We start from the raw sequence: 13,120 nt of genomic DNA on the forward strand, positions 1-13,120 counted from the left end.
GTATGAAGAAAAAGGTAATAAAAGAAATACAGTCGTCTGAAGGAACCTCTGATACGTTAGCAGAAATCAAGAGGATCTTCATGCATAGTGAAGACTTTATCCTGAAGAAGCATTTCTTCATGGGGAAAGCCGTAACGCTTGTATATTTTGATAGCCTAGTGGATCGACACTATCTAGATCAATATATCCTTTCAAAGCTTGAAGATTTTCCCGGAGAATCCTATATAGATAAGATGATGAGCGCTTTCCAAGTTGAAGAGAATACAGATCAGTCCTTGGACGACTTGTCCCAATCCTTACTAACAGGCTACGTATTGTTTTTCTTGGAAGGAAGAATCATAAGTATTCACGCAGGCAGTCTTGCGAAGAGGCAGCCTGAAGAGTCCTCTCTTGAAACTTCCATCAGGGGACCGAAAGATGGATTTGTTGAAGATTTGAATACGAATATATCCCTGATACGAAGAAGACTTTTAACGCCTTCTCTCTGTGTTGAAAAATATTCGATAGGTAAAAGGGCCCGAACAGAGATTGCCATCATGTATTTGGATGACGTCATTGACGAGCGGATCCTGGATGAATTGCATATGCGGATAAAAAAAATTGATGTCGATGTGATCACCGGTAACCAACAAGTCGAAACCTTACTGGATGATAACCCTTATTCAATCTTCACAAGCTTTGATTATACAGGCAGGCCGGATTTCATCGTCGATACATTGAATCAAGGAAGATTCGCTCTCCTTGTGGACGGTTTCCCGACTGTTTCCATAGCCCCCGTTCACCTCAATTTGTTAATCAAATCACCAGAAGACACAAGCACAAATTACGTATACGTTTCTTTAGAGAGGGTCGTCCGTATCTATGGAATGGTGATTTCGGCATTCCTGCCTGGATTATGGGTTGCGTTTTCCGCTTATAATATTGAACAAATACCGTATCTCCTTGTTGCTACGATCTCTATGTCGAGGTTCGGTCTCCCGCTTTCTGCACCTGTTGAGATGTTTATCGTCCTCTTCTTATTCGAGTTTTTCAATGAAGCTGGGGTAAGACTTCCGCGGGCCATCGGCCAAACCGTCTCTGTTCTCGGTGGGCTTATTGTAGGGGATGCAGCAATCCGTGCGGGCCTTACCTCTCCAACGATGCTGGTGATCGGGGCCATAACATATATTTCGTCCTTTACTCTTGTAAACCAATCACTTAAATATGGCACGACAGTATTAAGGTTCCTTGTATTGTTGGTCAGCACTTTTTTTGGCCTTTTTGGCGTCGTAATGATATTTATACTGACCGTCATTTATATTTCTTCATTAACTTCATTCGGTGTACCATATTTTGCTACATCTGCTCCAATCAGTCTGATGGAAGCTATAAAGTCCTATTTCAGATTGCCTCCCCAACTTTATAAGAAACGAACTCTTTCCACCAGTCCTGACGATTTAACAAGGAACGGGGGCTTGCATAATGAAAAAAAGAACAAGTAGCCTTGTAATTACTATGTGTACGTTGCTTCTAGCAGGTTGTACCGGTTCGAAAAACATCCAGGATCTGACTTATATCACAACGATTGGTTTGGACTACGATGAGGTGAAGGATGAATACACAGCATACTTACAAGGGTTGAACTTTGCCAACGTAGCGAAGCAGGAAGGGGCGAGGTCACCTGAATTGATCCCTGCTTATGTCGGATCTGAAAAAGGGGAAACACTGAACATTGCCGTAAGCAAGCTGTATAAAAAGTCGAGGCCCCCGTTATTTTTCGGTCATACGAAAAGCCTCGTTCTGTCGGATAATTTATTAAAATATAAGTTCAAAGAGGTTTTGGAAGATATAGGGAGGAATCGTTCTCTACGACCAAGCCTTGGAATCTTCTCTACCGATATGAATATAGAGGATATATTCAATGCAAAGGGATTATTTAATTATCCGCCCGTCTACACTGTCTTACTGACGGATGAAAGTGCTGAGAGCCTACAGAACGATGTTGATTCAAGCAGCTTGATGACATTTTTAAGGGAGTATTATGAACCGATGGGTACATCAATGTTACCTAGTATTAAAATTGATACGAAGTCTTGGAAAGCTGGTGAAGTTGTGCCTGCCCTATACCTGGATGGATATCGCGTGTTTCAAGGTTCAGAATTAAAGGGAATCCTTTCTTCAAAGGATTCAATCATTGTTGATTGGCTCCGAAACAAAAAAAACACCCTTAATTACCCTCTGTACGAGGATGGTGAATTACTCTCCACTTTCAACTTGGCTGCTAAGAAACCGAAAGTGAACTATAAAGGAGAAAACTCTGGACTGCCCACCTTTGATTTGGAAATCGGGGTTGAAGCGGAATTATTAGAGAAGATTAAAGAAGTCCCTTATACCGAACTGCAATCGAAACTGCAGAAATCCCTCGAAGATCGAATTGAGAGAGTATATTCCGAGGGATTAGATCATGAGATGGATGTACTTGATGTAGGGGTTAAATGGTATCGTTCTCATCCCGAAGAGTATAAGAACTTGGAAAAGAATCGATCCTTTTATCTTACGGAAAATTCCCTCGATAATGTGAAAGTAAAGTTGAACATTAAGCATTTCAATGCTTATCGATACGTGAAATGATGCTCATTGAGTCGTTTGGAAGTGTGGAGGCACCAATTACATGTGTTTTTCCATATTATCTTTCATTTTCCACTATGATGAAATAACATAGGGGGAGGGTAAGGAAAGGAGAATTGACTAAATGAATATTAGCATCTATATCATATTGCTATTAGTATCTGCCGGAGTGGCAATCGGGTGGAGTTGGAAGAGACTGTTGGATTTCAACAGTTATAAAAAACCGTTTTTAGAAGGGGTTGCCCTGCAATTTTTCTTCCTGTTATTGGCGTCGGTTTGGTGGCTTTATACAGAGGATTTTTCCAGAGGGATCATGGGGGTATTCTATTATCTTTTAGCCTTTCTCATCATCATGGTGATTCATGGCTACATCCTCCATTATTTATTTTCAAAGAAAAAGGTAAAGGAAACAGAATGAATAAAGGTTCCATCCCAAATGAAGCATGGTGCGAATGAGTCTGGAAGGATGGTTGAATTTCACAAAATGGACATTGAAACTCAGTGAAAGCGCATTGTATTTTTTACATCATTCCACTAACATAGAGTGTGAATGACAGGCAAAGCGGAGGAGAGGAAAATGTCTAAAATAAACATGGCAGCAGTTATCTTTCTGATTGGGATTCTCCTTGCTGGTTGCAGTAATAGTGACTTCCAAGCAGAAACAGATTATGAGATCGCTGATTTCACTTATACGAATCAACATAATGAAAAGGTGAGTCTCAAGGATTTAAACGGAACAGTATGGATTGCTGACTTTATTTTCACCAATTGTGAAACAGTCTGTCCCCCAATGACGTTCAATCTTACGAAACTTCAAAAAGAATTGAAGAAAGAGGGAGTGGAGGATTACAAGATTGTTTCCTTCAGTGTAGATCCCGAACACGATAAGCCTCAAATCCTAAAGGACTACATATCGGAATATGAAGCAGATACGAGTAAGTGGGAATTGCTTACTGGATATCAATTTGATGAAATCAAAGGGTTCGCTGAGCATTCCTTCAAATCAATCGTAGCAAAGGATCCAAATTCTGATCAGGTCATCCATAACACCAGTTTCTTTCTTGTGAATAAAGAAGGTGTGGTCGTTAAGACATACAGTGGAAATGCCGATGTCCCATATGATGAAATCACTGCGGACATGAAAACCTTGATCAATGAAGGGTCCAACTGATTGCAAGTCTTGTCAGTCAAGGTGAATCAAGTTCCTCCATAAACCCGGAACTTGATTTTACCTTGACTGTTTTTGTTTCATTAAGTGTATGGGATAATGATAATATAGAGAATATAACTTGGAACTACAGAGAGCTTGATTGTACATAAAGGATGGAATTATTGAAAAGAGGGTGTAGAAAATTCGAAAAGGAAAAGGAATCTTTATCTTCGACCTTGTCATCACACTGGTCATCATTCTTTGGACCATAAAGTCATTTGCTGAAGGAGAAAATGTGAAAGGCATGCTGTTCATTGCATGCTTTGCATTGATGTCGGGAGTGCTTTTCTCACATTATAAAAACAATCGTTCCTAATGAGTGAAAGAAGGTGCGAAGAATGAATAAACGCTTTTATACGGTCGGTATAGCAGGTCATATTGATCATGGTAAGACGACGTTGACAAAAGCACTCACCGATATTGATACCGATCGGCTAAAAGAAGAGAAAGAAAGACAAATTTCGATCGAACTAGGCTTTGCTCCTCTTTATGAGGAAGAGGATTTGCAGTTATCAATCGTTGATGTACCCGGGCATGAACGGTTTATCAGGAGAATGATTGCAGGGGTAGCTGGCATTGACCTGATGCTGCTGGTTGTCGCTAGTGATGAAGGGATCATGCCTCAAACAAGGGAACACCTTGATATTCTTACACTGCTTGGAATTAAAAAGGGAATCGTGGTGCTAACGAAAGCCTCTAAAGTGGATGAGGGGTTAAGGGAGCTTGCCAAAGCTGAAATACAAGAAGAACTAATAGGTTCACCCTTTGAAGGGGCACCGATCCTGATGGTTGACAGCCTGTCCGGTGAAGGTGTAGACGAGTTGAGGCATACAATCTTGCATCATGTGAAAGAAGTACCTGTCAAAGGAACAGAAGGCGATTTCAGGCTACCGATTGATCAGGTCTTCACAGTCAAGGGACAAGGCACAATCGCTAGAGGGACAATCTATGAAGGTATGGTCATGACAGGTACTGATGTTCGTATCCTACCGGAGGGGATTACGGCCAAAGCGAGGCAAATTCAAGTTCATGGCATGGCCACCACACAAGGTTCCGCTGGTCAGCGGACAGCGATCAATCTGGCAGGGGTTAATTATCAGGATGTAAAGAGAGGAAGTGTGCTGGTTTCTTCATCACACTTTACTGTTACGGATACAATCGATATTTCATTGGATTTATTGAGGGGAAGCAGGCTTGGACTTAAGCAGCGGATGGAGGTTACATTCCATACAGGGACCTCCGAGGTGATAGGTAAACTGATTTTCTTTGACCGTAATCATGTTGAAGGAATGGAGAAATCCATTCTATGTCAGATTCGTCTTAGTGAAGAAATTGTAGTGAAAAGGGGCGATCGTTTCATCATAAGAAGGCCGACCCCATCCGAAACATTAGGCGGGGGATGGGTCATAAACCCCAATGGAGAGAAATACAAATTTGGTAACGATACGATCTTAAAATTGCGTTCCATCATGGAAGGTGCGCCAGAAGATAGGATCCTTGAGCTTCTCCAGAATAAGAAAAGCCTCTCGGAGAAATCCATTCTTAATGAAGCATCTATAAGTGAACATGAATTGACTGAAATTCTCAAAGAGCCTGGATGGATCATACTACGTGGAAGTGAAGTGACCCATGAAAGCATTGTGGAGGACTGTGGAAATTCCATTACAAGAGCGATTCGTGCCTATCATGAAGAGAATTCTCTTGAAAAAGGAATCAACAGCGGCCATTTGACAACCTTGCTGCGTACTTACCCTGATTCTGTCATTCAAGTAAGCATTGAAACGTTGCTGCAAAAGAATGTGATTTCAAAGGAAAGTGGAATATTGAGTATGGATGGGTTCGTTCCCCGAATACCTAAGCAGTGGGAAAAAAGGTGCATGCAAATCCATCGTGCCCTCTTGGAGGATGGCCTCCATGTAAATAAAATGGAAGAATACTTCGAATCTGCAGGTATCCCTGCATCACTAAGGGAGGATTTTTATCGTTTCTTTATACAGGAGAAGTGGGTGACCCCCCTCGATGACAAGTATGCATATGCTCATGAATCTTATACTCGGGCCGTATCAATGTTGAGGGAACGGACAGGAAGTCAATTTTCCATTGCTCAAGCAAAGGACATCTTGGACCTATCCCGAAAATATATGATTCCTTTCCTCGAACGGTTGGATAAAGAAGGGTATACTGTCAGAATCGATGAAAAGAGGAAGTGGATTTCTACAAAAGAATGACGCGGAGAGGTTTTAGCCCAATTAGTTCGGGAATAGAAAACCTTATGGACGTGTCAAAAGCATTACTTATTCAAGGAAGAAAGTAGGAAATGAAAGATGCATGAACTATGGAGTGCATTCGGATGGGTCATCCCCATAATAGCGCTGACGACCATTACTTCAATCCTGGCCGCCTCCATATGGAAAAGGAAAAAGGGGAAAGGAAGATGGATGAATCTCCTTCCTGTTTTACTGCTCTCCATCTCCATCGGGGGGATATGCCTGATCACTTTATCCCCATTTATCGGTGAAGGGGGAGCGAGCGGCGCAGGACAAGGCCAGACAAATATGGACCCTTTCTCAAATCTCAAGCTGAATCTCTTGTATCGAAATCATCTCGATGTACCGATCCGCAACTTATTGGCTAATATCGTGCTCTTTATTCCATTTGCGTTCTTCTCCAGCTGGTGGATGCGTCACCAAAGAGCGGTTGTCCTAAAAGCAACATTTCTTGGGGCTCTTTTCTCATTCTTTATAGAGTTGACCCAATACTTCCTCCCTTTGGGCAGGTCGACGGATATCGATGATTGGCTAATGAATACACTGGGATCACTGATAGGTGGGATCTTGTTTGTCATTGCGGCATTCATCTACAGAGTGTGGAAGTTGAATAATCGATAGAAACCAAGGAGCATGAACCTATACGAAGGTTCATGCTCTTTTTGTTAGATCCAAAAACGGAAGAATATGTTAAAATGAGGGGGCTACAATTGAAAGGGGATCGGTCATGATTACGATTCAGAAAGCAACTCTTGAAGATGCTGAAACACTAACGAAGATTAAGAGAGAAGCCTTCGAGTGCGAAAGGAAAAGATGGTTGTCTGATGAAACCGACATAGTCGATTACAATATACAGCCTCCTGGCTATGATTCTGTAGAGAAGAACAAGTATATGATTCGAATGCTGGAAGTGTACAAAGTCTTATTTGAACAAGAGATAGTGGGGGCGATTACCGTCACCATTTCTGGAACATCATATGGGAGAATCGACCGGATCTATATCCACCCTGATCTTCAGGGGAGAGGGATAGGTTCGATAGCCCTTGATTTGATTCAAAAAGAATATACAGAAGTTCGAATCTGGAATCTTGAAACTTCAGCGAGGCAAATCAACAATCATCACTTTTATGAGAAGAAGGGTTTTGAAAGAACATTTCAAAGTGAAGACGAGTTTTGCTACGAAAAGAAAGTTGGTCTATGTAAGGATGGGAAAAGAGTGTTGAGGGGAAAAGATCTTTCCGGGTCGAGTGTTGAACAGTGTGATATGAGAGGTTCGGAATATTATGGGGTCAACATGGAACAATCTGCAATCAGTAATGCAAACCTTATGAATATCCACTTGAATAATTGCAATGTAAGTGTGGGAAGGTTCCAGAATATCAATCTTACATACTCACTTTTTGCAGATCTGAACCTCTCCAATACCGAATTAACACATGTTTCGCTCAATGGTGTCAGATTTAAAGATACGGATTTAGGCGAAGGGGAAAAACCGATATCCTTTGATCGATGTAATTTGAGAGGCAGTCATTTCAAAGACTGTGATTTACAGGGTGTGGAGATTAGCGGCTGTAACCTGTCAGGGATGAAGATAAACAATATTCCGGTGGAAGAGCTGTTGAAGGCATACAAAACGACTATACGGTAAGCAGAGATTTGATTGAGATGTAACAGTAGCATTTGACAAAGGAGCAGGTAGGAATGGGAGAGGAAAGATTATCCGTTTACGATGAAGAGTATAATAGAATAGGAGAGGCAAGTCGTAGGGATGTCCATGCGAGGGGGGACTGGCATGAAACCTTTCACTGCTGGTTTGTTCATTGTGACAAAATAAGCGGAGAATATACGATTTATTTTCAGTTGAGGAGTCATGAAAAGAAAGATTACCCCGGGCTATTGGACATCACGGCAGCAGGTCACATTCAGTCTCATGAATCCATGGAGGATGGCGTTAGGGAAGTCAAGGAGGAATTGGGTCTTGGAATCGGCTTCAATGAGCTTATTTTTGCAGGCGTCATTAAAGAAGAATTAACCAGCGCAGGTATCCTGGACCGCGAGTTAGCGAATGTTTTCATCTATACAAAGCCTGTGTCACTTGAGTGCTTTCAGCTTCAAACCGATGAGGTATCAGGGATCTTCAGGACGAAACTCAGGCACTTTGAACAGCTTATTTCAGGTGAAAAGAAGGAAATCAGAGCAGATGGGTTCAGTGTAGAGGGGACGACTGAAAAAACATATAGACATAGATCCATTACCATGGATGATTTTGTTGCACACCCTCCTTCGTATTTCAAGAAGCTGATGGAATGTATAACTAACGTAATGTCGTAAATGATTCTAGATTCCCATTTGCAATTCGCCTCATTTTTAGTATGATATGTAGTTCAGTGTAAGTAGAATGAGGTGATGAGCTGTGAACGGAACAGCACATATGGCAGCAGGTGCAGCTGCAGGATTTATCACTGCAAATTCCGTGCAGGGAGATTTCAGCACGACAGCCGTACTTGTGACAATCGGTGGGATTTCAGGGTTGATCCCAGATCTTGATATCGATGGGAAGCTAAGCAATAAAATGACGTTTTCCCCGAAAATGATCAGAACCGTTGCCGGAGTAATCAGCATCTTGATGATGGTATATAGTTTCCTGGAAGAACAAGGTCGGGAGCAGTGGATTGGTATCGGATATGGAGTCGGGATCTTATTGCTTTCGACCATGATCACGCAGAGGAGAATGTTGATGTTTACCGGAATAGGTGTGACAGCAGCCGGGTGGCATCTGAACGAAATTTGGCTTTTGCTCCTTGGATTGTACATCATCGTCGCTTCACTCATTCCACATCGAACATATACCCATTCAATACTTGGTTTCGTCTTTTTTGGATTCATCGCAAGCAATTTAGAATCATCCCTTGTCCTCGAGGGTGTCTTTGAGGCAGCGATGCTCGGATATGCTAGTCATTTGATAGGGGATATGAAACTTCTTCCCTTTAATAAAAGAGGGGTTAAGCTATTTCTCCCATTATCATCAAAAGAGTTTTAACGAGTGTATTGACCAATTTTTCCTTTTAGTATAAAATATTGGAAATGAAAATACTTATGCAATGAAGAAGAAAAGTAAGTGGTTGAAACACTTCAGAGAGCTGATGGTGGGTGAGAATCAGTGTGGGAAAACGGCTGAATGGGCTTCTGAGCATCCAAACTGAAATGATAGTAGGTATTGGCGGACAGTCTCACCGATAAAAGGGACCGTGTATCGGGGAAGGCTTCCCCTGTACGGATGAGTGCGTTTGCTGATTGTGAACGAATGAAGGTGGCACCACGGGTTTCCCGTCCTTATAGTAGGATGGGGAGCCCTTTTTGTGTTGATTGGAAGAGGAGGAATCGTATGAAAAAGCAAGTATTGACAGGGATTAAACCGACTGGGAAGGTTCATCTCGGAAACTATATCGGAGCGATCAAGCCAGCCTTGGAACTGGCTAAGAATGATGAATTCGAGCCCAGTTATTTCGTTGCGGATTATCATGGGCTCACGAAAATCCACGACAGGGATGAAATGAAGCAATTAAGCCGTGGTATTGCGGCCACTTGGTTGGCTTTGGGACTCGATCCGGAGAAAGCGATCTTTTACCGGCAATCGGATGTTCCTGAAATTTTCGAATTAAGCTGGATTTTAGCTTGTTTTGCACCAAAGGGCTTGATGAACCGGGCACATGCGTATAAGTCCGTCGTCGAAGATAATGGAGTGGCTGGAAGGGAATCGGATCATAGCGTGAATATGGGCTTGTTTACCTATCCGATCTTAATGGCAGCAGATATCCTGCTTTTCAAAAGTGAAGTGGTTCCCGTTGGAAAAGATCAAATTCAGCATGTAGAAATTGCAAGGGATATTGCAGAAAGCTTTAATCATACGTACGGAGAAACATTTGTATTGCCTACGTATTTCATTAGGGAAGAAACATCAGTCATTCCAGGATTAGATGGAAGGAAGATGAGCAAAAGCTATCAAAATACCATCCCATTATTTGAAGAATCTAAAAAACTGCAAAAACTGATCAACAAAATTAAAACGGATTCGTCCTCGCCCCATGAGCCTAAGGATCCAGACCAATCCATCATCTTTTCATTGTATAAAGAGTTTGCTTCTACTGCCCAGATAAAAGAGATGAGAGAAAAGTTCAGTACAGGAATCGGCTGGGGAGAAGCGAAAAAAGAGCTTTTCAAGGTCATGGAGCTCGCGTTGGAGGAACCGCGCAAAAGATATATTGAGCTAATGGAATCGCCTGATGAACTGGAAGAGATCCTGTTGAGAGGTGCAGATAAAGCCAGAAGCAAAACGAGGCCATTTTTGCTTGAGATTAAGAAAAAAATAGGGATCATGTAATGAAATCGAAGTAGTGATTCTTCGAGATCCGAATTTATACCCCTTAAATAGACGAAGTATTCATAATTTTCATTGACATTTAATAAAGTATGATGTAAGTTATGAGAAAGTTATTTTACTAAAGTGACGAATGAAAATTGCATATATTCTTATCCAGAGAGGCAGAGGGACTGGCCCGACGAAGCCTCAGCAACCAGCATATGCATGGTGCTAATTCCAGCAAGTTGAAATCAACTTGAACGATAAGAGGGAGAATGATCAATCCTAGCCTTCTTATTTTCATAAGAAGGCTTTTTTATATCCTCTTTTCGAAAAGACCAATGAAAAAAGGAGAGAGTTTGATGAACAGACATATCGATACCATTCTCGTCCAGTCAGGAAAACGCAGGGATACCGTAACGGGCGCAGTTAGTCCCCCCATTCATTTATCCACTGCATATGAACATAGCGGACTGGGCCATTCTACGGGTTTTGATTATTCACGCACTGGGAATCCGACCCGTTTCATTCTAGAGGATACACTTGCACAATTGGAAAGGGGAGAAAGGGCATTCGCTTTCAGTTCCGGGATGGCAGCCATCCAAGCAGTGCTGAGTTTGTTCTCAACAGGGGATGAGTTGATTGCATCAAAGGATTTATACGGTGGCAGCTACCGTTTATTTCAGCAGTATGAAGAAAGATACGGGATCACCGTTCATCTTGTAGAGACAGGTGTCGAGCATGAAATAACGGAAAAGATCAATGAGCAAACTCGGGCGATATACGTGGAGACCCCGACCAATCCACTGATGAAGGAAACGAATATTTCCGCCGTTTCAAGGATTGCAAAAGAAAATGGCCTCTTACTGATTGTGGATAATACGTTTTATACCCCCATCCTCCAACAGCCGATCACTGAAGGTGCTGACATCGTCATTCATAGTGCTACGAAGTACCTTGGAGGACACAATGATGTCCTCGCTGGTGCAGTGATTGTACGTGATGACAAACTGGGGGAAAAGATTTATTCGATTCAAAACTCGATTGGTGCGGTGCTTTCTCCGTTCGATAGTTGGCTTTTGTTACGCGGAATGAAGACATTGGGGATCAGGATGGCACAGCATGAAAGAAACGCCAAAAGAATTTCGGGATATTTGAAAGAACATGCTGCTGTGACAGATGTGTTCTATCCAGGCAAGGGAGGGATGCTCTCGTTCAGGCTCTTGAAGAAAGAATGGATCGGTCCTTTCCTTGAGAGACTCGAACTCGTTTCTTTTGCGGAGAGTCTTGGAGGGGTAGAAAGTTTTATTACGTTTCCAGCAGTACAGACCCATTCTGATATCCCGGAAGAGGAAAGGGAAACACTTGGGATATGCAACCGATTATTAAGATTCTCAGTTGGCATTGAACATATTGAAGACATTATTTCGGATTTGGAGAATGTGTTTCATCAATTATCAGGTGAGGTGATCATCCATGAATGAAAACCATTACTCCCAGCAAACCGCCCTTCTGCATTCTAGCGCGTTAGAGGACCATACAGGAGCGGTTTCAACACCGATCTATCATTCCACTACCTTTCATCAGACGGACATTGACCTTTTCGGCCGTTACGATTACAGCAGGTCTGGTAATCCTACGCGGGAAGTCCTTGAAAAAGTGATTGCCGAGTTGGAAGGAGGCATAAAAGGATTTGCCTTTTCTTCAGGAATGGCTGCAATTTCCACTTGTTTTCTGATGTGTTCCCAGGGAGATCATGTTCTTATATCAGAAGAAGTGTATGGAGGCACATACCGTTTGATTACAGAAGTGCTGAACAGATTTGGGATACAGTACTCGTTTGTTGATATGAAAGATCTCCATGAAGTGGCGCGGTCGATTAAGGTGAACACAAAAGTGATCTACATGGAAACCCCTTCAAATCCCCTTTTGAATATTACCGATATAGAAGGTGTTGTGAAGTTGGCAAAGGCCAACGGCTGTTTCACATTCCTCGATAATACCTTCATGACGCCGTTGCTTCAACAACCCTTATCGCTAGGGGTTGATGTAGTTCTTCATAGTGCAACCAAGTTCTTGGCGGGACACAGTGATGTCCTTGCGGGTCTGGTCGTGACTGGGAATGAAGACATTGCTGAAAAGCTATCATTCCTGCAGAATTCTTTCGGTGCTGTACTCGGACCACAGGACAGCTGGCTGCTGATCAGGGGGATGAAAACCCTTCATGTACGAATCAGTCAATCAACAGAAAGTGCATGGAAAATCGCCCGCTTCCTAGAGGCGAGAAAGGAAGTGGAGGAAGTATACTATCCCGGATTGAGCTATCATAGGGGGCGTGAAATTCATGTACGCCAATCAAGGGGGGCTGGTGCTGTACTATCTTTCCGTCTGGAAAATGGTGAGGCCGTTCGCAAATTGAGTAAGGCTGTTCAACTCCCAGCTTTTGCAGTAAGCCTTGGCGGAGTCGAGACGATTCTCTCCTATCCGGCGAAGATGTCGCATGCCTCCATGCCTCGAGAAGAAAGAAAAAGGCGGGGCATCACGGATGGTCTACTAAGGCTATCGGTTGGTCTCGAAAATGTCGATGAGTTGATCGAAGACCTGAGTATGGGGCTGGATCGAATTCGCGAATCAACAGTGAGTAAAGTGATCAACTTCTAACAGAAGGAGGGACGT

Annotated in this window: 12 protein-coding genes, 1 riboswitch and 1 other annotated feature; all 12 genes read left to right on the forward strand. The window is 42.6% G+C overall.

Annotated features, from left to right (window positions below; translation table 11 throughout):
- Window positions 1-2 precede the first annotated feature (2 nt).
- Window positions 3-1,481 carry a spore germination protein gene (locus tag LCM10_RS01565; RefSeq protein ID WP_224874077.1) on the forward strand — a complete coding sequence of 493 codons (1,479 nt, stop codon included), beginning with the start codon at window positions 3-5 and terminating at the stop codon, window positions 1,479-1,481.
- The gene (locus LCM10_RS01570) at window positions 1,462-2,610 is read left to right on the forward strand and encodes a Ger(x)C family spore germination protein (protein WP_224874078.1); all 1,149 of its coding nucleotides are present in this window, start codon (window positions 1,462-1,464) and stop codon (window positions 2,608-2,610) included. The genes LCM10_RS01565 and LCM10_RS01570 overlap by 20 nt, the downstream gene beginning before the upstream one ends.
- A 121-nt stretch (window positions 2,611-2,731) precedes the next feature.
- Window positions 2,732-3,025, forward strand: a complete 294-nt coding sequence (locus tag LCM10_RS01575) for a hypothetical protein (protein WP_224874080.1) — start codon at window positions 2,732-2,734, stop codon at window positions 3,023-3,025.
- A 159-nt stretch (window positions 3,026-3,184) separates the two neighbouring features.
- A complete protein-coding gene (locus LCM10_RS01580; protein ID WP_224874082.1) occupies window positions 3,185-3,778 on the forward strand; it encodes an SCO family protein in 594 nt (197 codons plus the stop codon).
- A gap of 377 nt (window positions 3,779-4,155) precedes the next feature.
- Complete coding sequence (selB, locus tag LCM10_RS01585) at window positions 4,156-6,045, forward strand: selenocysteine-specific translation elongation factor (RefSeq protein WP_224874084.1); 1,890 nt, start codon at window positions 4,156-4,158, stop codon at window positions 6,043-6,045.
- A gap of 96 nt (window positions 6,046-6,141) precedes the next feature.
- Window positions 6,142-6,705: a VanZ family protein gene (locus LCM10_RS01590; RefSeq protein ID WP_224874086.1), complete on the forward strand. Its 564-nt coding sequence runs from the start codon at window positions 6,142-6,144 to the stop codon at window positions 6,703-6,705.
- A 106-nt stretch (window positions 6,706-6,811) separates the two neighbouring features.
- Entirely contained in the window at window positions 6,812-7,732 is a 921-nt protein-coding gene (locus LCM10_RS01595) for a GNAT family N-acetyltransferase (RefSeq protein ID WP_224874088.1), read from the forward strand.
- 53 nt (window positions 7,733-7,785) lie between these two features.
- Window positions 7,786-8,415, forward strand: a complete 630-nt coding sequence (locus LCM10_RS01600) for an NUDIX hydrolase (RefSeq protein ID WP_224874090.1) — start codon at window positions 7,786-7,788, stop codon at window positions 8,413-8,415.
- An 82-nt stretch (window positions 8,416-8,497) separates the two neighbouring features.
- Window positions 8,498-9,124 (forward strand): metal-dependent hydrolase, encoded by a 627-nt coding sequence (locus LCM10_RS01605; RefSeq protein WP_224874091.1) that lies wholly within the window; start codon window positions 8,498-8,500, stop codon window positions 9,122-9,124.
- A 52-nt stretch (window positions 9,125-9,176) separates the two neighbouring features.
- Window positions 9,177-9,422 (forward strand) — a binding site (T-box leader).
- 47 nt (window positions 9,423-9,469) lie between these two features.
- Window positions 9,470-10,465: a tryptophan--tRNA ligase gene (locus LCM10_RS01610; protein ID WP_224874093.1), complete on the forward strand. Its 996-nt coding sequence runs from the start codon at window positions 9,470-9,472 to the stop codon at window positions 10,463-10,465.
- A 146-nt stretch (window positions 10,466-10,611) separates the two neighbouring features.
- Window positions 10,612-10,714: riboswitch (SAM riboswitch) on the forward strand.
- Between the two features lie 92 nt (window positions 10,715-10,806).
- Entirely contained in the window at window positions 10,807-11,928 is a 1,122-nt protein-coding gene (locus LCM10_RS01615; RefSeq protein ID WP_224874094.1) for a methionine biosynthesis PLP-dependent protein, read from the forward strand.
- Window positions 11,921-13,105: a cystathionine beta-lyase gene (metC, locus tag LCM10_RS01620; protein ID WP_224874096.1), complete on the forward strand. Its 1,185-nt coding sequence runs from the start codon at window positions 11,921-11,923 to the stop codon at window positions 13,103-13,105. The genes LCM10_RS01615 and metC overlap by 8 nt, the downstream gene beginning before the upstream one ends.
- The last annotated feature ends 15 nt before the right edge of the window (window positions 13,106-13,120 follow it).

Source organism: Rossellomorea aquimaris (genome assembly GCF_020171925.1).
In the GTDB taxonomy this organism is placed as follows: Bacteria; Bacillota; Bacilli; order Bacillales; family Bacillaceae_B; genus Rossellomorea; species Rossellomorea aquimaris_F.